Source organism: Beutenbergia cavernae DSM 12333, from assembly GCF_000023105.1.
GTDB lineage: Bacteria > Actinomycetota > Actinomycetes > Actinomycetales > Beutenbergiaceae > Beutenbergia > Beutenbergia cavernae.
This window is the reverse complement of sequence record NC_012669.1, coordinates 3,539,723-3,562,865: the sequence shown is the minus strand read 5'-3', so window position 1 is coordinate 3,562,865 and position 23,143 is coordinate 3,539,723. Positions and strand designations below refer to the sequence as shown.

At 74.0% G+C, this 23,143-nt stretch carries 27 protein-coding genes and 1 tRNA gene; 18 read left to right on the top strand and 10 right to left on the bottom strand.

The window, feature by feature from the left end:
- Positions 1–10 precede the first annotated feature (10 nt).
- The 7 genes from BCAV_RS16185 to BCAV_RS16155 all read right to left on the bottom strand — a co-directional run bounded on the left by BCAV_RS16185 (position 11) and on the right by BCAV_RS16155 (position 4,804).
- Complete coding sequence (locus BCAV_RS16185; RefSeq protein ID WP_015883690.1) at positions 11–295, bottom strand: WXG100 family type VII secretion target; 285 nt, start codon at positions 293–295, stop codon at positions 11–13.
- Positions 296–323: 28 nt separating this feature from the next.
- A complete protein-coding gene (locus tag BCAV_RS16180; RefSeq protein ID WP_015883689.1) occupies positions 324–635 on the bottom strand; it encodes a WXG100 family type VII secretion target in 312 nt (103 codons plus the stop codon).
- A 142-nt stretch (positions 636–777) separates the two neighbouring features.
- Entirely contained in the window at positions 778–2,082 is a 1,305-nt protein-coding gene (locus tag BCAV_RS16175) for a S8 family serine peptidase (protein WP_015883693.1), read from the bottom strand.
- The gene (locus BCAV_RS23015) at positions 2,079–3,428 is read right to left on the bottom strand and encodes a hypothetical protein (protein ID WP_015883692.1); all 1,350 of its coding nucleotides are present in this window, start codon (positions 3,426–3,428) and stop codon (positions 2,079–2,081) included. The genes BCAV_RS16175 and BCAV_RS23015 overlap by 4 nt, the downstream gene beginning before the upstream one ends.
- Positions 3,429–3,455: 27 nt before the next feature.
- Positions 3,456–4,058, bottom strand: a complete 603-nt coding sequence (locus BCAV_RS16165) for a hypothetical protein (protein WP_144016799.1) — start codon at positions 4,056–4,058, stop codon at positions 3,456–3,458.
- A gap of 121 nt (positions 4,059–4,179) precedes the next feature.
- Entirely contained in the window at positions 4,180–4,464 is a 285-nt protein-coding gene (locus tag BCAV_RS16160; RefSeq protein ID WP_015883690.1) for a WXG100 family type VII secretion target, read from the bottom strand.
- A 28-nt stretch (positions 4,465–4,492) separates the two neighbouring features.
- Complete coding sequence (locus BCAV_RS16155; protein WP_015883689.1) at positions 4,493–4,804, bottom strand: WXG100 family type VII secretion target; 312 nt, start codon at positions 4,802–4,804, stop codon at positions 4,493–4,495.
- A 208-nt stretch (positions 4,805–5,012) separates the two neighbouring features.
- Here BCAV_RS16155 and eccD point away from each other — a divergent pair, with 208 nt between their 5' ends.
- Genes eccD through BCAV_RS16140 form a run of 3 tightly spaced genes read left to right on the top strand, consistent with a single transcriptional unit; the run spans position 5,013 to position 8,993 of the window.
- Positions 5,013–6,365 (top strand): type VII secretion integral membrane protein EccD, encoded by a 1,353-nt coding sequence (gene eccD, locus BCAV_RS16150; protein ID WP_015883688.1) that lies wholly within the window; start codon positions 5,013–5,015, stop codon positions 6,363–6,365.
- 7 nt (positions 6,366–6,372) lie between these two features.
- On the top strand, positions 6,373–7,752 hold the full coding sequence (gene eccB, locus BCAV_RS16145) for a type VII secretion protein EccB (protein ID WP_015883687.1): 1,380 nt from the start codon (positions 6,373–6,375) through the stop codon (positions 7,750–7,752).
- The gene (locus tag BCAV_RS16140; RefSeq protein WP_015883686.1) at positions 7,749–8,993 is read left to right on the top strand and encodes a S8 family serine peptidase; all 1,245 of its coding nucleotides are present in this window, start codon (positions 7,749–7,751) and stop codon (positions 8,991–8,993) included. The genes eccB and BCAV_RS16140 overlap by 4 nt, the downstream gene beginning before the upstream one ends.
- Here the strand turns inward: BCAV_RS16140 and rarD are convergent.
- The gene (gene rarD / locus BCAV_RS16135) at positions 8,962–9,963 is read right to left on the bottom strand and encodes an EamA family transporter RarD (protein WP_015883685.1); all 1,002 of its coding nucleotides are present in this window, start codon (positions 9,961–9,963) and stop codon (positions 8,962–8,964) included. The two genes, BCAV_RS16140 and rarD, sit on opposite strands and share 32 nt — an antisense overlap.
- A 78-nt stretch (positions 9,964–10,041) precedes the next feature.
- Between rarD and BCAV_RS16130 the strand changes: the two genes are divergently transcribed.
- The 6 genes from BCAV_RS16130 (at position 10,042) to BCAV_RS16105 (ending at position 14,284) form a co-directional block, all read left to right on the top strand.
- A complete protein-coding gene (locus BCAV_RS16130; RefSeq protein WP_144016798.1) occupies positions 10,042–10,419 on the top strand; it encodes a hypothetical protein in 378 nt (125 codons plus the stop codon).
- Positions 10,419–10,733: a type VII secretion target gene (locus BCAV_RS16125; RefSeq protein ID WP_015883683.1), complete on the top strand. Its 315-nt coding sequence runs from the start codon at positions 10,419–10,421 to the stop codon at positions 10,731–10,733. The genes BCAV_RS16130 and BCAV_RS16125 overlap by 1 nt, the downstream gene beginning before the upstream one ends.
- Positions 10,730–11,584, top strand: coding sequence for a WXG100 family type VII secretion target (locus BCAV_RS16120; RefSeq protein ID WP_015883682.1), 855 nt, complete (start codon positions 10,730–10,732; stop codon positions 11,582–11,584). The genes BCAV_RS16125 and BCAV_RS16120 overlap by 4 nt, the downstream gene beginning before the upstream one ends.
- Positions 11,581–11,994, top strand: coding sequence for a YbaB/EbfC family nucleoid-associated protein (locus BCAV_RS16115; RefSeq protein ID WP_015883681.1), 414 nt, complete (start codon positions 11,581–11,583; stop codon positions 11,992–11,994). Before BCAV_RS16120 ends, BCAV_RS16115 begins: the two co-directional genes overlap by 4 nt.
- Positions 11,991–12,818 (top strand): hypothetical protein, encoded by an 828-nt coding sequence (locus BCAV_RS16110; RefSeq protein ID WP_015883680.1) that lies wholly within the window; start codon positions 11,991–11,993, stop codon positions 12,816–12,818. Before BCAV_RS16115 ends, BCAV_RS16110 begins: the two co-directional genes overlap by 4 nt.
- Before the next feature lie 83 nt (positions 12,819–12,901).
- Positions 12,902–14,284 carry an FAD-dependent oxidoreductase gene (locus BCAV_RS16105; RefSeq protein WP_015883679.1) on the top strand — a complete coding sequence of 461 codons (1,383 nt, stop codon included), beginning with the start codon at positions 12,902–12,904 and terminating at the stop codon, positions 14,282–14,284.
- A 4-nt stretch (positions 14,285–14,288) separates the two neighbouring features.
- Here BCAV_RS16105 and BCAV_RS16100 read toward each other — a convergent pair whose 3' ends face one another.
- Positions 14,289–14,834, bottom strand: coding sequence for a hypothetical protein (locus BCAV_RS16100; protein ID WP_015883678.1), 546 nt, complete (start codon positions 14,832–14,834; stop codon positions 14,289–14,291).
- A 55-nt stretch (positions 14,835–14,889) separates the two neighbouring features.
- Here BCAV_RS16100 and htpX point away from each other — a divergent pair, with 55 nt between their 5' ends.
- The 5 genes from htpX (at position 14,890) to BCAV_RS16075 (ending at position 19,654) form a co-directional block, all read left to right on the top strand.
- Entirely contained in the window at positions 14,890–15,777 is an 888-nt protein-coding gene (gene htpX / locus BCAV_RS16095) for a zinc metalloprotease HtpX (RefSeq protein ID WP_015883677.1), read from the top strand.
- 57 nt (positions 15,778–15,834) lie between these two features.
- On the top strand, positions 15,835–17,682 hold the full coding sequence (locus BCAV_RS16090) for a hypothetical protein (RefSeq protein WP_015883676.1): 1,848 nt from the start codon (positions 15,835–15,837) through the stop codon (positions 17,680–17,682).
- A gap of 124 nt (positions 17,683–17,806) precedes the next feature.
- On the top strand, positions 17,807–18,082 hold the full coding sequence (locus tag BCAV_RS16085) for a hypothetical protein (RefSeq protein WP_015883675.1): 276 nt from the start codon (positions 17,807–17,809) through the stop codon (positions 18,080–18,082).
- A gap of 37 nt (positions 18,083–18,119) precedes the next feature.
- The gene (locus BCAV_RS16080; protein ID WP_015883674.1) at positions 18,120–18,443 is read left to right on the top strand and encodes a PadR family transcriptional regulator; all 324 of its coding nucleotides are present in this window, start codon (positions 18,120–18,122) and stop codon (positions 18,441–18,443) included.
- Positions 18,440–19,654: a hypothetical protein gene (locus BCAV_RS16075; protein WP_015883673.1), complete on the top strand. Its 1,215-nt coding sequence runs from the start codon at positions 18,440–18,442 to the stop codon at positions 19,652–19,654. The genes BCAV_RS16080 and BCAV_RS16075 overlap by 4 nt, the downstream gene beginning before the upstream one ends.
- A gap of 9 nt (positions 19,655–19,663) precedes the next feature.
- On the opposite strand, the gene BCAV_RS16070 is transcribed toward BCAV_RS16075, so the two are convergent.
- A complete protein-coding gene (locus tag BCAV_RS16070) occupies positions 19,664–20,167 on the bottom strand; it encodes a YajQ family cyclic di-GMP-binding protein (RefSeq protein ID WP_015883672.1) in 504 nt (167 codons plus the stop codon).
- Positions 20,168–20,251: 84 nt separating this feature from the next.
- Between BCAV_RS16070 and BCAV_RS16065 the strand changes: the two genes are divergently transcribed.
- The 4 genes from BCAV_RS16065 to BCAV_RS16050 all read left to right on the top strand — a co-directional run bounded on the left by BCAV_RS16065 (position 20,252) and on the right by BCAV_RS16050 (position 23,138).
- Positions 20,252–20,333: transfer RNA gene (locus tag BCAV_RS16065), tRNA-Tyr, on the top strand.
- A gap of 143 nt (positions 20,334–20,476) precedes the next feature.
- A complete protein-coding gene (locus BCAV_RS16060) occupies positions 20,477–21,346 on the top strand; it encodes an alkaline phosphatase family protein (RefSeq protein ID WP_015883671.1) in 870 nt (289 codons plus the stop codon).
- Positions 21,343–22,038, top strand: coding sequence for a phosphonatase-like hydrolase (locus tag BCAV_RS16055; RefSeq protein WP_015883670.1), 696 nt, complete (start codon positions 21,343–21,345; stop codon positions 22,036–22,038). Before BCAV_RS16060 ends, BCAV_RS16055 begins: the two co-directional genes overlap by 4 nt.
- Positions 22,035–23,138: a zinc-binding dehydrogenase gene (locus BCAV_RS16050; protein ID WP_015883669.1), complete on the top strand. Its 1,104-nt coding sequence runs from the start codon at positions 22,035–22,037 to the stop codon at positions 23,136–23,138. Before BCAV_RS16055 ends, BCAV_RS16050 begins: the two co-directional genes overlap by 4 nt.
- Positions 23,139–23,143: the final 5 nt, after the last annotated feature.

The window sequence follows — 23,143 nt, the reverse complement described above, 5'->3', positions numbered from 1 at the left end:
GTGTGCTGGTTTACCAGCGGGCGGTGTTGCGGGACTCGGTGGCTTGGTAGTCCTCGCCGCCGGTCTGGACCTCGCGGCCGATGTCGGCCAGCAGGGTCTTCATGTCGGTGATCGCTGTGGACCACTTGGCCTTGGCGGCCTCGTAGGCCTGGGACGCTTCACCGGTCCAGTTGGCCCGCAGGGGCTGGAGCTGCTGGTCCATCGAGTCGAGTGTCGACTGGACCTCGTTGGCGCCGGACTGGATGTCGGCGGCGGCCGTGGCGATCGCGCCGAAGTTGACCCTCATGTCCACCATGTCGTGGGTTCCTTCCTCGTTCTCGCGGTCAGCCGAGCCGGCCCTGCAGGCGGCTCATGGTGGCCTGCGAGGCGTCGTCGGTGCTGGTGTAGGCCGTCTGGGACTCGTTGAGCTTGGCCTCGAACTCGTTGAGGGCGTCGATGATCTTCGTCGCGTCCTCGCGCCACCGGTTCATCAGGTTCGTGAACGCGGCGGCGCCCAGGCCCTGCCACTGTGCGCCGAGGCCGGACAGCTTGCCCTCGAGCGCGGACAGCTCGCTGCGCAGCTCCGTGCGCGTGGTCGCCACGACGTCGGCACCAGCCTTGAGTGCACCATCGGCGGCGCTGATCTCGCCAGCCATACGTCACCTCTCCTCTTCCGGGCCTGTGCGGCCTCCGTTACGACCACCGAACCCGGCGTCGCCGTCGCCCCCGAAACGGGCAACGAACCACAGGCTAGAACCACCCCCACCACACCCGGAATGGGGACCACTCCCCATCGGCTCAGGCGCGGCGTCGGGAACGGATGACGAGGCCGACGACGACGCCGGCGACCAGCACGATGGCCACCACAGCGATCACGACGAACGTGACGGAGCCGGAGCCGGAGCTGTCGGAGGCGTCGGTGGCCTCCGACGACGGCTGCTCGCCCTCCGCCGGTGTCTCGCCGCCCTCCCCGGTGGGTTCGCCGGACGCGTCACCCTCGATCTGGGCGCGGGTGGGCAGCGCGTCGGCGTCGTCCCGGATCAGCGGGTTCTCGTCGGGGTAGGTCGTGGGGTCCGCGGCGAGCATGCGCGGCAGGGACAGGAACCCGTAGCCGACGTCGTCGTCCCGGGCGAGCTCGTCCGCCTTCGGCTCCGTGCCGGTGTTGCGGACGAGCGCCTGGATCATCTGGTTCGCCGTGGCGTCCGGGTGCGCCGACCACGCCACCGCCAGAGCGGCCGCCGTCGTCGCCGTCGCGTGCGACGTCCCCGATCCGAGCATGTAGTGCGTCCACTCCCCGCTGGCCTCGTCCGGGTAGACGGACAGGAGCTCGTCACCCGGGGCGACGAGCGTGAGCAGGGGCGAGGTCAGGCGGGGGGGCTGCACGGTGGCAGTGACGTCGCCGGCCTCGACGGTGACGACGCCGTTCGCGTACGTGGGCCAGTCGTCCGGGGTGAGCGTGCCCTCGTTCGCGACGGCGGCGACCAGGACGACGCCCGCCCGCTGGGCCTCGGCGAGCGCCTCCGCCAGCGCCGGACGGAAGCCCACGGCGGTCGACATGGAGATGACGTCGGCGCCGTCGTCGATCGCGCGCCCGACGGCCTCCGTGAACAGCGTGCCCTCGCAGGTCTCGCCCTCCGCGCCGACCGTGTAGTACAGGACCCGGGCATCGGGTGCGACGCCACGGATTCCCGGCTGGTCGGCGATCCCCGCGCCGGTGCCGACGATCCGGGCGGCCATGTTCGTGCCGTGCGAGGCGCGGTCGTCGGTGCCCGTGACCGGTGCGCCGGGCTGGCAGAAGTTCTCGTCGCTCACCGTGAGATCCGTGCCCGCCAGGTCGGCGACGTCCGGGTTGACCGGCGAGTCGATCACCGCCACCGTCACGTCCGCCCCGGTGGCCTGTGCGTGGACCTCGTCGAGCTGCATCGCGTCGACGTACCAGAGGCCACCCTGCGAGGGGTCGTCCGGGGCGGCAGCCGCCGCCCCCGCCGGAACGGCGACGCCCGTCAGCACCGCGAGCGCCGCCGTGACACGCCGCAGCGGCGCACGGGATGCTCCCGTACGCCGCTGCGGGCGGTGCTGCGTCACGAACGCGGGCGCCGTCACCAGTCCTCGTCGGACTCGAACGCGATCGGGGCGGGGGTCTGTCCGCGCCCGCCCGCACTCGCGCCGGCACCCTGGTCGAACGTCTCGTTCTCGTCCTCGTCGAGGTCGGGGCCGAGCAGTCCACCCGCACCGCGGCGCTTCTTCTTGCGCCGTGAGGAGCCGCCCGCGCCGCCGGCGCCGATCGCGGCGGGTCCGGTGGAGCCGCGTCCGCCGGCGCCTGCCCCGGCACCCGGTCCGCGACCACCGCTGCCCATCGCGTTGCTGCCGAGGACGGCGCCGCTCAGGCCACCGGGCGCCGCGGCACCCAGGGAGCCCACGCCGCGACCGGCCAGACCGCCGACGCCGGCCGCCGCGAGGCCGCCGATGCCGGCCGCCCCGCCGCCGGGCAGTCCGCCGGGCCCGCCGATCCCAGGTCCACCGGGAAGCCCGGGTCCGCCGGGCAGCCCAGGACCTCCCGGGGGCAGGCCCGGACCGCCCGGGGGCAGCGCAGGGCCGCCGGGGATCTCACCGTCGGGGGAGGGGCCGCCGTCGTCCGGCGGGCCGTCGGGGCCGGGCGGGCAGTCGGGCAGCTCCGGCAGGTCCGGGCCACCGGGACCACCGGGGATGCCGGGTCCGCCGGGACCGTCCGGGCCACCGGGACCGCCAGGGCCGTCCGGCAGGCCGGGGCCGCCCGGTCCGCCGGGGATGCCGGGTCCGCCGGGGCCGCCCGGTCCGCCGGGGGCTCCGGGACCGCCCGGACCACCGGGAGGCGTGTACGGACCCGTTCCGGGGCCGTCCGGGCCGGGGCGGTCGGGGAGGTCGGTGGGGTCGTTCTCGCGGCCGTCGGCGACGTCGGTCCCGTACAGCTGGCCCTGCGCGCTCGACATGTCCTGCTGCAGCGCGAGGAGCGCCTGCTGCGCCGCGCTCTCGCGCTCCTCCTCGCGCTGGTTGCCCCAGATCTCCGCGGCCACGGCGGCGACGACGGTGCCCACGCCGGGCATGACGATCGTCCCGCCGGCAGCGATGGCCGCCTTCTGTGCGGGGCTGAGGTCACCACCCGGGAGCTCGGCGAACGACTGCCGGGCCGTGACGATGGCCTGCCGGGCGGACGTGGCACTGCCGACCGCGCGGTCGAGGTCGTCGGCGTTTGTCGCGAGGGTGCTCGCGAGGTCCCGGAAGGCGATGCCGGCCGCGTCGGCGGAGTCGCCCTCGATACCGAGGTCTGCGGACATCCGGTGGAGGTCCTGCGACATCTGGTCCAACGACGTGGCAGCCGTCCGCAGGTTCGCGACGTCCTCCTCGCTCTGGTCCACCGCGTCCTGGCTGATCTGCGCCGTCTTCGCGAGCTCGTCGGCGTTCTGACCCATCTGTGTCTCCTCCTCGTCAGAGCGCCGTCACCACGACCCGCTGCCCGACGGCGTCGGGGTGGGTGTGGGTGTCGTCGTCGGGCTGGGCGTGGCCGTCGGCTCGGGTGACGGCGTCGGGGTGGGCTCCGGCGACGGCGACGGCGAGGGTGACGGCTCGGGCGTCGGCGGCTCCGGTGCGGACTCGTCGCCTGCCTCCGGCACCTCAGGGACGACGGTCGGTCCCGGCTGCTCGACTGTCGGCGTCTCGTACGCACCCGGGATGTCGTAGATCGTGCACTGGCCCGGACCCGTGGGCGGTCCTTCCGCGATCCGGTTGGCGAGAGTGGTCAGTCGCTCCTGGATCGACTCGTCCAGGCCGGTCATCGTGCGGACCGTCTCCTGGAGGCTCTCCTGCAGGTACGCGATGCGCCCGCGTGCGCCGTCCAGCGCGACGGCGTAGGTGCCGACGGCGCTCGACAGGGCGTACGCGTAGCCCTGGCACGACGAGATGTCGGTCCAGATCGCGTCACCCTGACGCTGCCGCGCTCCGAGCAGGTTGCCGTAGTGCGTGTCGACGTCGGTGAGGAGGTCCTCGAGGACCTCCACCCGCTTCGCGACGACCTCCGGCGTCAGCTCAACCCCGTTGCCCACCACTGCGTCTCCTCCGTGGTCTCAGTTCGTGCCGGCGTGCTGGCGGCCTCGTGTCGAAGTGTGGTGGTTTCGACACGGACCGTCGACCATGCCGACGGGTCGATGTGGTGCGTGTGCTGGTTTACCAGCGGGCGGTGTTGCGGGACTCGGTGGCTTGGTAGTCCTCGCCGCCGGTCTGGACCTCGCGGCCGATGTCGGCCAGCAGGGTCTTCATGTCGGTGATCGCTGTGGACCACTTGGCCTTGGCGGCCTCGTAGGCCTGGGACGCTTCACCGGTCCAGTTGGCCCGCAGGGGCTGGAGCTGCTGGTCCATCGAGTCGAGTGTCGACTGGACCTCGTTGGCGCCGGACTGGATGTCGGCGGCGGCCGTGGCGATCGCGCCGAAGTTGACCCTCATGTCCACCATGTCGTGGGTTCCTTCCTCGTTCTCGCGGTCAGCCGAGCCGGCCCTGCAGGCGGCTCATGGTGGCCTGCGAGGCGTCGTCGGTGCTGGTGTAGGCCGTCTGGGACTCGTTGAGCTTGGCCTCGAACTCGTTGAGGGCGTCGATGATCTTCGTCGCGTCCTCGCGCCACCGGTTCATCAGGTTCGTGAACGCGGCGGCGCCCAGGCCCTGCCACTGTGCGCCGAGGCCGGACAGCTTGCCCTCGAGCGCGGACAGCTCGCTGCGCAGCTCCGTGCGCGTGGTCGCCACGACGTCGGCACCAGCCTTGAGTGCACCATCGGCGGCGCTGATCTCGCCAGCCATACGTCACCTCTCCTCTTCCGGGCCTGTGCGGCCTCCGTTACGACCACCGAACCCGGCGTCGCCGTCGCCCCCGAAACGGGCAACGAACCACAGGCTAGAACCACCCCCACCACACCCGGAATGGGGACCACTCCCCATCGTGGGGTGGTGCAGGCTCCTATGCTGGGGCGCGCAGCGCGCCGACACGGATGAGACAAGGGGCTCCCGCATGACCGATCTCCAGCCGCCGCCCACCATGGCGGGGCAGCTGGTCCGTGTCACGATCGCGGCGGGCGACCGGCGTCTGGACGTCGGAGCCCCCGGCGCGATCCCGGTCGCGGAGCTCGTGCCCGGGCTTGCCCGCGGGCTCGGGCTCCTCGATCCGGAGACGGTCTACGGCGGGTACGGGCTGGTCCGGGCGGACGGCGTCGTCCTCGACCCCGACCGCAGCCTGCAGGCCCAGGGCGTCGAGGACGGCGCGGTGCTGAGCATCGAGTCCGGGCTCGACCAGGCGGAGCAGCGCACCTACGACGACGTCGTCGAGGCCGTCGCCGACGCGGTCGAGTCGGAGCACCAGGCGTGGACGTCCGGCGACGCCGCCCGGACGGCGGTGTTCGCCTCCGCGGCGCTGCTCGTGACGGGCGCGGTGCTGGTCGTGGCCGCCGGGCTGGCCGCCGTCACGGCGGCGGCGGTGTGCGGCGTCGTGGCCGCGGTGCTGCTGGTCGCCGCGTCGGTCGTCGGCCGGACCGGGGCGCCGAGCTCCGCGCCGGGCACGCTGGGGGTGGTCGCGAGCCTGTACGGCGCACTGGCCGGGTACCTGGGCGCGGGTGGCGGTGCGCCGACCGGCTGGCCGCTCGCCTGGGCCGGAGCGGGGGCCGTCGTGGCGGCGGGCTGCGGGCTGCTGGCCCTGCCCCGCGAGCGGGAGGTCATGGCCGGCCCGCTGCTCGTCGGGCTCGGCGCGTTCGGCATCGGGCTCGCGACCGGACTGCTCGGGGCCGACGCCGTCGGGTCAGCGGCGGCGATCGGCGTCGCCGTCGTCACGCTCGGGTTCGTGGGCGTGCCGTGGCTCGCCCTCGCCTCGACGCCGCTGCGCGTGCTCTCGCCCCGCGACGACGCCGAGATCCTCGCCGTCCCGCCGCCCGTCGAGCCGGACGACGTGCGTTCCCAGTACCGCGGGGGCCACCGCCTGCAGATCGCTCTGCGGACCGGGGCCGGCGTGCTGCTGCTGGCGCTGACGCCGTGGGCCGTCGGCACCGGGGTGTTCGGCGTCGTCCTGGCGTGTCTCGCGTTCTCCAGCGTGCTGCTCAGCGTCCGCGAGACGTACTCGCGCCAGGACGTCGTCATCGTGATGACGACAGGCATCGTCGGGGTCGTCGTCACGGGCATCTCCGCCGCCGCACTGTTCCCGGAGTGGCGCTCCGCGCTCGCCGTCGCCGTCGCGGCGCTCGCGGCGATCGTCGTGGCGCTCGGGCTCGTCGCGCCCGGCCGGCACCTGCGCCTGGCGCGCCTCGCCGACACCGCGGAGCTGCTGTTGCTGGCGCTCGTGCTGCCGGCTGCCGTCGTCGCTGCCGGGCTGCTGTAGGTCAGCGATGGCGACGAAGAAGGAGCTCGTCGAGGCTCAGGCGTTCAGCCGACGGCGCCTGCTCACCGCGTTCACGTCAGGTGCGCCTGGCGGTCGCGAGCTCGAGCCGGCGAAGCCGATGCGCGGTGTGGTGGCGGGCGTGGTGCTCAGCGTGCTCGTCATCGGGGGAAGCCTCGCGTTCGGGCTGTTCAACAGGGGCCTTCCCGAGGACTGGGAGAACGGCGCGATCATCGTGGTGAGCGAGAACGGCGCCCGGTACGTGAGCCAGGACGGCGTCCTGCTGCCCGTGGAGAACATGGCGAGCGCCCGGCTGGTGGCGCCGCAGGACGCGCCGATGTACACCGTGAGCGAGTCCGACCTGGCCGACGTCCCGCGTGGCGAGCGGGTCGGGATCGTCGGAGCGCCGGACGCGCTGCCGGAACCGGCCGACCTCGTGGGCGACCGCTGGCGCTCGTGCCTCGATGGGAACGGCGCGTTCCTGACCTCGCTGGACCTGCCGGCCGAGGGGGAGACCGAGGCCGATCAGGGCGCCGAGGGCGGTGACGGCGTCGGGACCCTCGTCCGGGCGGGCGGGCAGCTCGTCCTCGTGCAGGGCGACCGTCGCTACCCGGTGCCGGAGTCGGAGTTCGTCGGCGGGGTGCTCCGCGAGCTCGGGCTCGACGGTGCGGGCGCCCCGGAGGTCGACCCGCGCTGGCTGCAGCTGTTCGACGAGGGCGAGCCGATCGAGCCGTTCACGGTGCCGGGCGCGGGGGAGCCCGCACCCGGCGCGGCGGGGGACGTCCAGGACGCGCTCGTCGGCTCGGTGCTCGTCGAGAGCGGCACCGACGACGCGTTCGTCATCGACGACGCCGGCGAGCTGGCGCCGCTGACGCCGTTCGCGCGGGCGATGTACCTCATCGGCCCGGGCGGCGAGCGTGCGCCGATCGAGGTGACGACGAACGAGATCTCGTCGATCGCGACGACGCCGGAGGCGGACAGCCCGGTGCCGCAGACGTGGCCGACGCTGACGCCGCTGCCCGTCGAGGACGGCGCCGCGCCGTGCGCGCTGCTGACCTCCGGGGAGGACTGGAGCACCGCCCTCGTCGCGGGTCCGGTGCCCGAGCGGACGGGGGTGGCCATGGCGCCGGGGGCGGGGGCGCTCGCCCGGTTCGTGGCCGACCCGGGGACGACGTCCGGCCCGGTCCGCTTCATCGACGAGAACGGCACGATGTATGCGATCACCGGCGAGGACCAGACCGGGACGCTCGCGCGCCTCGGCTACGCGACGGACGACGTCGCCGTCGTGCCGTACGCGTGGGGCGACCTGTTCGCGGCGGGGCCGAACCTGTCGACGGCGGCGGCGCAGAACAGCGTGACGGAGATCCCGGCGGCGGGCGAGGACGAGTGACGCCGCGGTGGCCAGCCCGGGCCCCGGCACGCCTGGCCGCGGTCGGGTTGCTCGCCGCGGGGCTCGTGGGCGGGTCGCTGCTCGCCCCGGCGGCCCAGGCTCCGGCGGCGGCGCAGCCCACGGGGCAGTGCGACGAGGGGATCCTGCTCCCCGATCGGCCGTGGGCGCTCGACGCGCTGGGCGCCGACGAGGCGCACGAGCTCGCCACGGGACGCGGCGTGACCGTCGCCGTCGTCGACTCCGGCGTGCAGGCGAGCAACCCGCACTTCGCGGGCGACGTCGTGCTGCCGGGGATCGACGTCGTCGGGATCGCGAACGACGCTCGCACGGACACCTTCGGGCACGGCACGGCCGTGGCCGGCTTCATCGCCGCGCAGGGCGTGGACGGGTCCGGGGTCGTCGGGCTCGCCCCGCAGGCGCGGATCCTCCCGGTGCGCGTCTATTACGCGACCGGCGACCAGGCCGACCGCGACGGGACCCAGCTCACGTCGGCGCGCATCGCCGCCGGGATCCGTGCGGCCGCTGACGCCGGGGCGCAGATCATCGCCGTCGCGATCAGCCAGTACACCGACGACCCCGGCATCGCGTCGGCCGTCGCCGACGCGACGGCCGCGGGGAGCCTCGTCGTCGCGAGCATGGGGAACGTGACGGAGGACGCACCGACCCCGGAGCGCGAGCGGTTCCCCGCCGCCTACCCGGGGGTGCTCGCCGTCGGGAGCGTGGCGGAGGGCTTCGTGCCCGTGCCCGACCAGCACGTCGGCCCGCACGCCGACGTCGCTGCGCCGGGTGTCGCGGTGCCGACGACGCACCACGCGGGCATCGACTGCGACTTCGGCGAGGAGGGCGGCACCACGAGCTGGGCGACGGGTTACGCCGCGGCGGCCGCCGCGCTCGTCGCGGAGCGGTACCCGGACGAGACGCCCGCGCAGTGGACGTTCCGGCTGACCGCGACGGCGTCGCGGCTCGACCCGGACACCCATGACGACACGGTCGGGTGGGGCGTCGTCCAGCCGTGGGCGGCGCTGACGTTCGTCGACGACGGGACGGCGCGCGGTCCGGACAGCCCGACGCACGAGCGTCCGTCCGAGGCGCCGTCCACCGCGCCGCCGGCCGTCATCGAGCGCCCCGACGACCCTCTGACGCGCGGCCGGGAGGTCACGCTGTGGGTGGTCCTCGGCGTGGGCGCCGTCGTCGTCTGTGCCGTGCTCCTCACGCGTCGGCCGTCGGCGAACCGGCGCTGACGGCCGGGCCGTCGGGGCCGTCGGGCTCCGCGGGCTCCTGAGCCTTCCGGCGCAGCAGCCGGGTCGCGCGCGCCGCGCGGAGGCCGTCGACGGTGAGCGCCGCGAGCGCCACCCACACGAGCACGAACCCGACCCACCGGGCGAGCGGCATCTCCTCGCCGAAGACGACGACGCCGAGCCCGAACTGCATGAGCGGCGCCAGGTACTGCAACGACGCCATGGAGGCGAGCGGCAGGCGACGCGCCGCCCCGGCGAAGAGCAGGAGCGGGATCGCGGTCGCGGGTCCGGCGGCCATGAGCAGGAGGGCGTACCCCACCGGAGTGGCGTCCGCTCCCGGCTGACCGAAAGCGGCCGTCCCGGTCAGGGCGAGCCAGACGAGGTAGCCCAGCGCGAGAGGCGCGAGGACGGTCGTCTCGGCCGCCAGGCCGGGCAGGGCGCCGACGTCGCGACCGACGCGGTTCTTCACGAGCCCGTAGAGCCCGAACGACCCCGCCAGAGCGAGCGCGACCCAGGGCAGCGTGCCGTAGCCGACGGTGATGACGACGACGGCGACGCCGGAGAGCCCGAGGGCCGCCCACTGCACGGGGCGGAGCCGCTCGCGCAGGACGAGGACGGCGAGCAGCGCCGTGACCAGCGGGTTGATGAAGTAGCCCAGGGCGGCGTCGATCACGTGGCCGGCCTGGACGGCGAACACGAACACCGTCCAGTTCACGCCGACGAGGACGGCGGCCACCGCGAGCGGGCGCAGCAGCCGGGGCGTGCGCAGCACCGTGAGGTACGAGCGCATCCCGCGGGCGAGAGCGAGGCCCACCAGGCAGAACAGCAGGCTCCACACGACCCGGTGGGCGATGATCTCGACCGGCCCGGCGGGCTCGAGGAGCGCGAGGTACAGCGGGAGCACGCCCCACAGCACGTAGGCGGAGACGCCGAGCGGGACGCCCCACCGGTCCGGCGGTGACGCAGGAGGCACGTCGGCCAGCCTACGGGCCCGGCAGGTGGAGAACTCCCCATGGTCGAGCCGCCGGTGGGTCGGCTACGGTCGCTCGCTGTGACAGGACCCAACGAATACGCGGCGCTGCGTGCGCGGATCGAGGACCAGCTGGCCGAGGCCGTTCGTGCCTCGGACGACCTGACCGTCCCGGCGTCGGCACAGGGAGTGGGCCGTTCCGACGACGGCGTGGCTCGCGTCGCCGTGGACCACCAGGGCTTCCTGGCGGACGTGCAGTTCAGCGCCGGCATCGCGGACCTCGACGCCGCCGAGCTGCGGACCGTGTTCCTCGCGGCGCTCCAGGCGGCGCGCGACGACCTGCGGGGCGAGTCGCCGCCGGTCGCGCGGCCGGTGGACCTGACCGACACGAGCATCATCGACGCGTTGGACGCGATCCTGCGGGGCGAGCGTCCGGCACACGGAACCGGGGAGGACTGATGGGCGACGGATACGTCGTCGACACCGACGCGATGCGGACGCACGCCACCAACGTGGGGGCGCTTGCCAGCTCGCTCGACGAGGCCACGGCGGCCGGGCTCGAGACCGCGATGTCGAACGAGGCCTTCGGCCTCCTGTGCCAGTTCCTGGTCCCGATCACGACGCCGGTCCAGGCCGCGGCCGTGACCGCCGTCGGGGCGACGGCGTCGGCGATGGGCGGGGTGCGCGACGTCGTCGCGGGCTCGGCGCAGCTGTACGACGCGACGGACGAGGCACTCGGTGGCCGCCTGAGTCGATTCCTGGAGGGGTTGTGAACGACCTGATCGAAGCCCCGGCGGACCGCCCCGGGCTGGACGAGTGGTACAAGAGCCTGAAGATCATCGGCCCAGGAGTCACGGCCGCCACCGACTCCGCTGACGGCGGGTTCGCGACGGTGAACGGGCTCGCCGGGGTCGTCGGCACCGCGGCCGACATCGCGGAGTTCGTGCTGGACCCCATCGCGTCGATGGCGTCGAGCGTCGCCGGGTTCCTGCTCGACTACATGCCGCCGCTGCCGCAGTTCCTCGACGAGCTCGCGGGCTCGCCGCAGGAGGTCGCGGCGAAGGCCGGGACCTGGATGAACGTCAGCGAACGCGTGACTCAGGTCGCGCAGGACTACCGGGACGAGGTCTCTCGGGCGCTCACCGGCTGGGAGGGCCCGGCCGCCGACTCGTACCGTCCGTTCGCCGACGCCGGGGCGTCCTTCATGGACCAGGTCGCGGCGCTCGCGGCCGGCACGTCCGGGGCCATGACCGTCGCGAGCGGTGTCGTGGCCGGGGTCCGGCAGTTCGTGCGCGACCTCATCGCCGACCTCGTGGGCAAGCTCATCTCGTGGGCGGCCCAGGTGGCGGCGACGGTCGGCGTCGGTGCCACCTGGGTGGTGCCGAAGGCGGTACGGGCGATCGCCCAGTGGGTCGAGCGGTGCCGGGAGTGGATCACGAAGCTCACGAACGCCATCAGCAGCCTGTGTACGAAGGTCGACGAGATCAACGACGCGCTGGCGCAGTCGATCCCGCGCATCGGCACGATCCTGCAGAACCTCGAGCGGGGTGCGAGCGACCTGGTGAACGCCGCGAACGCCGCCCTGCAGCAGGGGAACACGAGCGCCCAGGGGGCGAACGCGTGAGCGCGGCGCCCCCCGCCGGGTCCTGGCGCGACGGGTACGAGGCGAGCCTCGCCCACATCGAGGCCCTGGCGGACATCTCGCGGCGCAGGGTCACGGCGATCGACCGGGTCCAGGCGGAGCTGGAGCGCACCGTCGTCGAGGGCTGGTCACCGCGCCGGGACGTCCGCGTCGAGCTGGACTCGGCGGGCCTGATCCGCGACGTCGAGTTCACCGAGGCGGCGCCGGCGTCGTCCCCGCTCGCGCTCGGTCGATCGGTCGGTGCGGCACACGCCGCGGCCCTCGCGGAGCTGCAGCGGCGCGTCGACGCGCTCGCCGAGCGGGAGCTGGACGAGGGCGACCCCCTGCGCGCCTCCCTGGTGACGACGTATCGCGACACCGTGGGTCGGCGGCTCGCGGAGCTCGAGCAGTGACGGATCCCTCGGCGCCGGGCGCCGTGCTGCGCCGGCGCGGCGTGCTGACCGTCGTCGCCCTCGTCGCGGGGATGCTCGTGGTCGGCCTCGGCCTGCCCCGCGTGCTCGCCGGAGTCCCGGCTCCGTGGCCGGGAGTCCTCACGGCACTCGCGCTGCTCGGGGTGCTCGTCGCCGTCGCCGTGCCGTACGGGCGGTCCGTCGCCCGCACGCGCGCCGCGGAACAGGCGGTCGTGACTGCCGAACGCCCGGAGTGGGCACGCGAGCAGGGCTGGTCCTTCGCCCCGGAGAGCGCTCCGGCGCCGTCGGAGCTGGGGACGCTGGTGCTGCCGCACGTCGCACGGCCGGGCGAGGTGCGCGACGTGCTTTTCGGGCGGATCGGCGCACGCGACGTCGTCGTCGCGAGCCTCACCGCCAAGGTGCCGCAGCGCGCCGGCGGGGCAGCTGTGCTCGACGCGGCGGTCGAGCTCGTGAGCGTCACGACGCGCCGCCGGCTGCCCGTCGTCGCCGTCACTGACGGAAAGTGGCCGGAGCCGCGCTGGCGGGCGCCGGCCGCGGTCGCCAACGTCGCGGAGTCGAACCGGGTGCCCGGTCTTCCCGCGGGGCTCGTGGCGCGGCTCGACGCCGGAGCCGAGGCGGTCCTGCCCGCCATCGCGCCGATCGTGGCGCAGCTGGCCGGCACGAGGGACGCCGTCGTCGTCTCCGCCGACCGGGTCACCGTGTACGGGCTCGAGGGGCGCGGCCGGGTCGACGGCGAGAGGCGGCTCGCCTCGGCGCTCGCCGTCGCTGACGCCGCCGAGGCGGCGCTCGGCGGCCCCGTCGTCTGAGCGATGGGTGAGGGCTACCTAACCCTCGACGTACACTGGTGGCCGCTCAGCGGTCCATGCGTTGTCCACTCGAGAAGGTGCGTGTGAGCTCCCACCCCGCCCACGTCGCGATCGTCGGTGCCGGCCCTGCCGGCATCTACGCCGCCGACATCCTGTCCCGCTCCGTCCCCGGCGCCCGGATCGACCTGTTCGAACGGCTTCCGGCGCCGTTCGGGCTGGTGCGCTACGGCGTCGCACCCGATCATCCGCGGATCAAGCAGATCATCGTGGCGCTGCACAAGGTGCTCGCCCGCGGCGACATCCGGCTCATCGGGAACGTGGACTACGGCGTCGACCTCAAGCTCGAGCACCTCCGCGAGCACTACGACGCCGTGATCTTCGCCACCGGCGCGATCCGGGACGCCCCGCTCGCGCTGCCCGGCGCGGACCTGCCCGGCAGCTACGGCGCGGCCGACTTCGTCTCCTGGTACGACGGGCACCCGGACTTCCCGCGGACGTGGCCGCTCGAGGCCGAGCAGATCGCCGTGCTCGGCGCGGGCAACGTCGCGCTCGACGTCGCGCGGATCCTCGCGAAGCACCCGAAGGACCTGCTGCCGACCGAGGTGCCGGCGAACGTCGTCGCCGGTCTCGAGGCGTCGCCGGTGACGGACGTCCATGTCTTCGGCCGGCGCGGGCCGGCCCAGGCCAAGTTCACGCCGCTCGAGCTGCGCGAGCTGGGCCACGTGCCCGACGTCGACATCGTGGTGTACCCCGAGGACTTCGCTTTCGACGAGGGGTCCGAGGAGGCGATGCGGACGAGCAACCAGACCAAGCAGGTCGTCAAGACGCTCACGGACTGGGCGCTGCGCGATCCGAGCGAGCTCACGGCGTCACGCCGCATCCACCTGCACTTCCTGCACCGGCCTGTCGAGATCCTCGGCACGGACCGGGTCACCGGGCTGCGCACGGAGCGCACCGAGCTCGTCGGCGACGGCACCGCGCGGGGGACCGGCCGCTTCGCCGACACCCCGGTCCAGGCCGTCTACCGCGCCGTCGGGTACTTCGGCTCGCCGCTCGTGGACATCCCGTTCGACGACGTGGCCGGGGTCATCCCGAACGAGGGCGGCCGCGTGCTCGACCTCGACGGCCGGCACATCCCCGGCGTCTACACGACCGGCTGGATCAAGCGCGGCCCGGTGGGTCTCATCGGCCACACGAAGTCCGACGCGAGCGAGACCATCCGCCACCTGGCGGCCGACCTCGAGGGCGGTTCGGGCCTGCGCGACGGCGTCCCGGGCGCCGCCGAGGACGCTGACGGCGAGGCGCTGCTCTCGAACCTGGCCGACGCGGGCGTCCGCTACACGACCTGGCAGGGCTGGGAGCTGCTCGACGCGTACGAGCGGTCGCTCGGCGCTGCCGAGGGCCGGGAGCGCATCAAGGTCGTGCCGCGCGAGGAGATGACCGCGGTGTCCTTCGGGGAAGCCTGAGCGGCTACGCGCCGCGGACCCCGGCTCGCCTCGCGACGCCGACGACCAGGCACAGGATCCCGGTGACGCCGAGCGTCCCGCCGAGCCACCCGACCAGGTAGATCCGCCACACGTCCACGAAGGCCAGCGTGGGGCCGACGGCGAACTCGCCGGCGTCGCCGTCGCACCGGACCGTCACCTCGCCGGTCGCCAGGATCCCGCCGCGGGGGTACCAGGTCGTGCTCCCGGGGAGCGGCAGGGACGTCATGTCCGGACGCAGCTGGACCTCCGCGCCGGCACCGTCCTGGACGTCGCACGTGAAGTCGCCCCACGTCTCATGGGTCGTGTAGAGCGTGCGGACGTCGTCGTCGGGCAGCGTGACGGTGATCTCCGTGCCCATCGGTGCCCGGGCGTCGAGCTGCCGGCCGGGCGCGAGGACCATGACGGCAACGCCGACGGCCGCAGCGACGGCGAGCACCACGAGCGCGGCGCCTGCGACGAGCACGCCGCGGCTGCTCTTCCGGGCGGGCACCTGCGCTGCCGGGAACTGTGGCGGGGGCGGCGTCGTCATACGGGGAGCGTAGAGATGCGCGACGATGTCGACGAGAGATCGAGATGGAGGGACCGTGGTACGCCGCCACTTCAACGGCCTGAAGACTGTCGGGTTGTTCGGTGTGCTGTGGGCGATCCTCCTGGGGATCGGCGCGCTCATCGCGAACGGCACGGGCCAGGCGTCGTTCATCTGGCTGTTCGCCGGGATCGGTGTGCTCTCGACGTTCGTGGGCTATTGGCGGTCCGACAAGATCGCCATCGCTGCGATGCGGGCGCGGCCGGTCAGCGAGGCCGAGGCGCCGGCCATGTATCGGATCGTCCGCGAGCTCTCGACCGCCGCCCGCCAGCCGATGCCCCGGCTGTACGTCTCCCCGACGGCGTCGCCCAACGCGTTCGCGACGGGTCGCAACCCGCGCAACGCCGCGGTGTGCTGCACCGAGGGGATCCTCGCGATCCTCGACGAACGTGAGCTGCGGGGCGTGCTCGCGCACGAGCTGATGCACGTGTACAACCGCGACATCCTCACGTCGTCGGTCGCGGCAGCCGTCGCCGGGGTCATCTCCTCGGTGGCGCAGTTCTTCCTCTTCTTCGGCGGTGGCGGCTCGAGCTCCGACCGCGGCGGCAACCCGATCGCTCTCATCGGTGCGCTGCTCGCCGCGTTGCTCGCCCCGTTCGCGGCCGCGCTCATCCGGCTCGCGATCTCGCGTACCCGCGAGTACGACGCGGACGCCGACGGCGCCCGGCTCACCGGGGAGCCGCTGGCGCTCGCGTCGGCCCTGCGGAAGCTCGAGGCCGGCACGGCGGCTCGACCGTTGGCGCCGACCACGCGGCTCGAGAACGTCTCCCACCTGATGATCGCGAACCCGTTCCGGGCCGCCGGTGTGGCGCGGCTGTTCGCCACCCACCCGCCCATGGCGGAGCGCATCGCGCGCCTCGAGCAGCAGGCGGGCTACCCGCGCTGAGGACTCGGCTCGACGAAACGGGCGCCGGGGCACCCCGGTGAGTCCTAGAGTCCCGCCATGTCCGATCGAGGATTCCTGAGCGGGGCCGATATTGCCGCGTGGCGGCCGCGGGTTCCGGCTGCCGTCCTCCAGATCGGTCTTCCGGCGACTCTCCTCGTCGCCGCCGTTATCTCGATCGTGCTCGAGCGCGGGGACACCTCGCCGATCCGACTTGCGGACGTGGGATGGGACGGCGCCGTGAACGCCGCGGGACAAGGGTGGGTGTTCGCTGCTCTGTTGCTCGGCTGGTGGCGACCGCGCTGGGCGGCCTGGCTCGGTGCGCTCGGAGCCGTCACCCTCGCCGTCCTGCCCACCACTGAAGGTATGCGCCCGGTTTGGGTGACTGTGGCGCTGCTCGTTGTCGGCGTGATCCTCCTGGACGCGTGGGAGGTCACTCGTCAGCGTGCCCTTGCTACGGCATGGGGGCCAAACCGCGCGCCGGAGCTTGACGACGCGACGCGTCGGGAGCTCCTCGCTCCCCGGCTCGGTCCACGTCTCGTCAGCGGGGTTGCGCTTGTCGCGTGTGCTGTCGCGCTCGGCATCTGGTGGTACGACGCCGCAGCGGCCAACGAGTTTCGGGCACGGGCCGAGGTGCGGACCGGGATGGTCGTCACGATGACGGAGGATGGCGGAGCGGCGGTGGTGGAGGTCGACGGCCGAGAGCTACGTGTCCCGGTCCTCGTCCTCGATCTCGAACCTGGCCAGAGCGTGGCCGTACGCGTCGACCCGACGGGCGACCGGGCCGAACTGGTCGACGACGTGTTCGACCCAGCGGGAGCCGTCGTACCGGCTGCGGCGGCAGCGGGCTTCGCTGGAACCGCGATCCTCACCGAACGCTCGCGCAGGCGCGCAGCGCGAGTCCTCCTCACCCGCGGCGGCCCAGCTGCCTCCGTCTCGATGATTCCGGACGGCGCCGCGTACCGCCTCGAGTCGATCGACCCGGGCTCGGGCGTAGCGCTGGCCTACGTGCGTCTGGGGTGGGTCGGGCCATCCGGCGACTCCAGCGACGATGGCAGCGACGACGCTCCACCGGAGCCCTCGTCGAGTTCCGATGCAGAGGTTCTGGCGTGGGCGTCGCACGCGCCATGGCAGGACGCCGGCGAGCGGCTTGCGGCCGCGTCTGAACGTTCGGACGTTCTCGTCGTCGGGCTCGGCGCCGTCGGGGATCGACCCGTCCTGCTGATCGACGGACGATGGTGCCTCGCGGGTCCGCCGTCCACCGACGACAGGACTCCGGCTCGGCTGTGGCGTTCCTGGTGGGTCCGACGGACCTCCGGTCGGCACGTGGCGGTGGTGGTCGGAGGGGACGGGGCGGGCCCGGACGACCCGACGGCGGCCCCTGACCTGCATCCGGTGGCGCGACATGCGCTGCGCCTCGCTCGGCGAACTCCCATGTGGGTGACCATCCTCGGGGCCGGTCTCGCGTTCGTCACGACGTTCGTCCTCTCAGCGGATCTGGAGTGGATCGGCGTCATCGCGGCCGCAAGCGTCGCCGGGTCGCTCGGTGAGCGATGGTCCCGAGAAGGTCGGCCCGGCCTCGTCATCCGTCCGGACGGGCTGCTGGTCGTCGGCGCGTGGCGCGACGACCTGGCGCCCTGGCAGGACGTGTTGAGAACCGTGGCCGATGAGTCCATGCTCGTCGTCTATTTCGGCGACGGCTGCCTCGTCCTTCGTGCTGATGACGATCTTGCACCCGTGATCCTGCCCGGCGAGCGCGATCCGAGACGGGCTTCTGTGGTGCTGGAAGCTGCACGCGGGTCCGCTGAGCCGAATGTCCTGGCGGTTCCGCGCCGGCCGGTCTCGGCGTCCGTCTGGATCGGAGCGGCGTGGTTCGTAGCTGCTCTCCTGGGCTACCTCGTGGCGTGAAGTTCGGAGCGGCCCGGGCGCCGACGTCGGGAATGGCCTGGGCGGCGGCGTCCGAACAGGCGTACGCTGAAAGCGGCGCGTGACGTGCGCCTTCTCGCGCTGCGTCACCCGCCTGGAGGGTTCCGTGATCACGCGCTCGCGCCGGCACCCGGCGCCGATGGATCCGTTCCGCGCGCTCGACGTGCAGACGCGGTTGTCGGAGCTCGCCCGCGCGATCACCCGGATCGAGAACACGCCGGACCTCTACGCCCGCGTGCATCACTGGCGCGCTTACCAGGGCGCGTACGAGGGCGCTCTGCACGAGGCGTGCGTACTGGCCGGGTTGGACGAGGACGCGGCGGACTCCGCAGATCGGTTCACGCTCGAGCTGGAGCTCGCCGCGCGGGGCTGGTCCTGGTAGGTCTTGCCGAGTCAACTCTAGGTATATAGAGTTAAGCATGGCTCGATCCCGACGACCCTCGGCGCAGACCGTCGCTGTGGTGCTGGCTCTCGCCGAGTCGCCGGCCACCTGGCGCTACGGCTACGAGCTGTGCCGCCTGCTCGACATCAAGGCCGGGTCGATGTACCCGATCCTGATGCGGCTCAGCGACCGCGGCCTCCTCGACGCCGTCTGGGAGACAGACTCGCCGGCCGGCCGCCCGCCCCGGCACATGTACCGGTTGACCGGCCCGGGAGTGGCGCTGGCCACCGAGCTCGCCGAGCAGGCGAGCCGCGCAGCCGCCGGCCCGGCACGGCTGCGTCCGCGGTGGGAGGGGGCATGAGCAGGTCCGCGTGGTGGGGTGTGGCCGGCGTGCTCGTGGCCGTCGAGGTGGCGTACGCGTTCCTGCTCTGGCTGGCGAGCCCACCGTCGCCGGGCGAGGACCTCGTCGGATACCTCGTCACGAGCGCCGCGCTCGCGGGGCCGGCGGCACTCGCCGGCGTTCTGCTCTGGATCGTGTGGTGGCGGCGGATCGGCGTCCGGACGGTGGGCCTCGATGCCCCGGCTCGCCTGCTCGCCGCGGCAACGGCGACGGTGCCCGCCGATCGGCGCGAGTGGGGCTCCGCGATGCGCGCCGAGCTCGCGCAGGTGTCCGGTCGCCGGGAGCGGTGGCGGTTCGCGGTCGGCTGCGCCCGCGCCGCGCTGGCGCCGCCGCGCGGGCGCGGGGTGCCGGCGCTCGCGGTCGCCGCGCTGGCGGCGGCGCTGGTGGTCGGCGCGGGAGTCGCCGTCGGCCGCGGGCTGCCGGAGTTGCAGGTCTTCGCGGTGACCTATGCCGCGCTGCTCGGGGTGCTGGCTGTCGTCGGGGTGTCGCGGACGCCGCACCTTCCCAGGGCCGACCCGCTCACCACGATCATGGGACTAGCCGGCGTCGTCGCCTGCATCGCCGTCATCGGCTACTTCCTCGGGACGGACGGCGTGGTGGTCCTCGACCCGGTCGCGGCCGTCACGCTCGCGGCCGTGCTCGCCCTCGGCACCTGGTTGGCGCTCGCCCCGCCGCGGGCGCTCACCACGAGCCGCCGTGCCAGGCGCGTCGGCATCGGGGTCGGCGTGGCGGTCGCCGGCGGCCTGGTGGTCGCCGCTCGCCTGAACGACATCGACGCCGGCCAGGGCATCGGCCTGTACGTGCTCGCGGTCCCGGTCGCGGCGCTCTTCTTCACGGCACTCGGGGTGGGCCTGGCCGACCGGTCGATCCGTGCGGGACTCCAGGGCGCGGTGTGGGCGTTGATGGCCACATGCCTCTTCGGATTCGCCGCGTACGTCGTCGAGGCGTCTCGCTACTACCGGGCGGGCGTGCACCCGATCGACGGCGACCCGATCGCCGGTGTGCTCGGCGGGGGGCTGCACGAGGCCGTCGGGTGGGTGCTCGTCTACGTCCCGGCTGCGGCTGTGCCGTTCGCGATCTTCGGGGCGGCGCTGGCACTCGGCAGCCTGCCGAGCGTGCCGCGGCGGCCCGGCGCGAGCGCCGACGCCGGGCCTGCGGGCGTGCCCGGGTGACCGGACGGGCTACCGGTAGTTGACGAACTGCAGGGCGGCGTCGATGTCGTCGGCGCCCTTGAGCAGGGCGATGACCTCCTGGAGGTCGTCGCGGCTCTTCGAGCTCGCCCGCACCTCGTCACCGGTGATCTGCGTCTTGACGCCCTTCGGGCCCTCGTCGCGGATGAGCTTGGTGATCTTCTTGGCGTTCTCCTGGCTGAGCCCTTCCTTGAGGCTCGCCGCGAGGCGGTACTCCTTGCCGGAGGGCTTCGGCTCGTCGTCGCCCGTGTCGATCGCCTTGAGGGACACGCCGCGCTTGACGAGCTTGGTCTGGAACACGTCCAGGACGGCGAGGACCCGCTCGGCGGAGTTCGCGACCATGACGATCGCGTCGTCGCCGCTCCAGGTGATCGACGCGCCGACGCCGCGGAAGTCGTACCGCTGCGAGATCTCCTTCGCCGCCTGGTTGAGCGCGTTGTCGACCTCCTGCCGATCGAGCTTGCTGACGATGTCGAACGAGGAGTCGCTGGCCATGCCAGCACCCTATGCGGCGCGCCTGCGGTGGTCATCCCCACGGTGCGCCGCTTGGTACTCTGTCTCCCGGTCCGATGCGACCACGGCAGGTTGCCCGAGCGGCCAAAGGGAGCTGACTGTAAATCAGCCGCGTCATGCTTCGGGGGTTCGAATCCCTCACCTGCCACCGATGAACGGGGCGCCCGAGCGGGCGCCCCGTTCGGCGTTCCGGGCGCGTCGCGCCTCCCCGCTCGCCGGCATCGCCGGATAGGGTCGCCACGGCGGTGCGTCGACCCCCGCCGTCGCCGGCATCGGGCAGGGGAGGCCAGGGTGCGTCAGCACGTGCTGGTGCTCGCCCTCGACGGCGTCCACGCCGGCATCCTCGCGACGTGCGCCACCCCGCACCTCGACGGCGTCGCGGCCCGCGGGTTCGCGCGCGACATCCGCATCCGCGAGGGCGAGCCGACGATCAGCGGGCCCATCTGGACCTCGGCCATGACCGGCGTGCCCTCGGCGACCCACGGCGTCCGGGACAACGACCTCAGCCGGTACACGCGCCGCGAGCACCCGGACGTCGCCACGATCCTCGGCGACGCCGACCCGGGGCTGCGCACCCTCGTCGCCGCGCACTGGGCACCTCTGGTGACGGGGGCCTCCGGTGGGCCGTTGTTCGCCACCGGCGGGTACTGGCCCGGCGACGTGGGCGGGGTCGACGCGGCCGACGAGCGCGTCACCAGGCACGCCTGCGACCGGCTCGCCGCCGAGGACGTGGCGTTCGCGTTCGTGTACTTCCACCTCGTCGACGCCGTCGGGCACGACGTCGGTACCGGCGAGCCCTACCGTGCGGCGATCGAGACCACCGACGCCCGGGTCGGGCGGGTGCTCGACGCCGTCGCGTCGAGGCCCTCGCGGGGGCGCGAGGAGTGGACGGTGATCGCGCTGACGGACCACGGCCACCGCCCCGAGGGCGGACACGGCGGGCGGAGCGACGACGAGCGGGCCGCATGGATCCGTGCGTGCGGGCCGGGACTCCGCGAGGCCGCCGTCCGGCGGGACCTCACCCACGAGGACGTGGCGGCCCAGGCGCTCGTGACCCTGGGCCTGCCGCTCCCGGATCAGATCACCGGACGCGCACTCACCGCGTGCCCGACCCAGCGGGCCGCCGCGACGCGGCCCACCACGCAGGAGGACGCCACATGAAGCAACAGGTCGAGCTCGTCGTCTTCGACATGGCGGGGACGACGATCGCCGACGACGGACTGGTGACGTCGGCGTTCGAGCGCGCCGCGCGGGAGTGCGGCCTGGCCGACGACGACGCCGGGCTCGCGACCGCGCTCGCGTACGTCCACGCCACGATGGGCCAGTCGAAGATCGAGGTGTTCCGCCACCTCACCGCGGGTGACGAGGAGCTCGCGCAGCGCGGGAACGCAGCGTTCGAGCGCGCGTACGCCGACCTCGTCGACGGCGGTGCGTGCGAGCCGATCCCCGGCGCGCGCGAGGTGCTGGGCACGCTCCGGGAGGCAGGCGTCGCGACGGCGCTGACCACCGGGTTCTCGTCGGCGACGCAGGAGGCGATCCTCGCCGCCGTCGAGTGGGGCGGCGTCGTCGACGTCGTCCTCTGCCCAGGCGAGGGCATCCGCGGCAGGCCGAGCCCGGACATGCCCCTGACGGCGCTCCTGCGGACGGGCGCCTCGGCGGTGAGCGCGATGGCCGTCGTCGGGGACACGCCGTCGGACGCGCGCAGCGGTGCGGCCGCCGGCGCGGGCCTCGTCGTCGGCGTCCGGACCGGCGGCGTGCCCGACGACGACCTGCTCGCCGCGGGTGCCCACGTGGTGCTCGACTCCGTCGCCGACCTGCCGGCGCAGCTCGGCCTCGCCCGGTCCGGCGCGTGAGCCGGACGGACGTCGACGCCGTCGCGATGGTGTGGCCGGGCGTCGGCGAGCCGCACGAGGCGCGCCCCGTGTCCTCGGTCGAGCTCGCCGCCGCCGACGTCCTGGTGCGCGTGGAGCTCGCCACCGTCTGCGGCTCGGACGTGCACACGGCGCTCGGCCACCGATCCGGCCCGGCGCCGAGCGTGCTCGGGCACGAGCAGGTCGGCCGCGTCGTCGCCGCCGGCCCGCACGCGCGGACCGCCGACGGCGCACAGGTCACCCCGGGGACGCGCGTCGTGTGGTCGGTGGCCGCCTCGTGCGGCGACTGCGCCCGGTGCCGGCGCGGGATCGGCCAGAAGTGCGCCCACCTGCGCAAGTACGGCCACTCCGCGTGGTCTCCCGACTGGGAGCTGGCCGGCGGCTTCGCGACGCACGTGCACGTGCTCGCCGGCACGGCGCTGGTCGTGGTCCCCGACGACGTCCCCGCGAGCGTCCTCGCCCCGGCGTCGTGCGCGACGGCGACCGTGCTCGCGGCCGTGCGCGCGGCGGAGCGCGTGCAGCCCCTCGCCGGGCAGGTCGTGCACGTGACCGGCGCCGGGATGCTCGGCCTCACGACCGCCGCCGCCGCGACCGACCGGGGAGCCGCCGTCGTCGTGTCCGATCCCGACCCGCGCCGTCGCGAGGCCGCGCGTGCGTTCGGCGCCGTCGCCACTGTCGATCCCGCCGTCCCCGGGGCGACGGCGGCCGCGCTCGCCGACGCGGACCCCGGCGGCGACGCGCACACCGTCGCGTTCGAGATGTCGGGGGCGAAGGCGGCGGTCGCGGCGGCCCTGGAGCACCTCGGCGTGGGCGGCGTGGCGGTCCTCGTGGGCTCGGTCTCCCCGGCCGGCACCGTGGACCTCGACCCCGAGCGCGTCGTGCGGAACCTGCTCACCGTGCGCGGCGTCCACAACTACGCGCCCGAGGATCTTCTCGCGGCCGTGGCGTTCCTCGAGCGGTCCTGGCGGCGCTACCCGTTCGAGGGCCTCGTCGGCGACGTGCTGCCGCTGCGGGACGTCGATGCGGCCCTCGACCTGGCCGCCGGGCAGGGTGCCGCGCGCGTCGGCCTCGCCCCGGAGTGAGACCG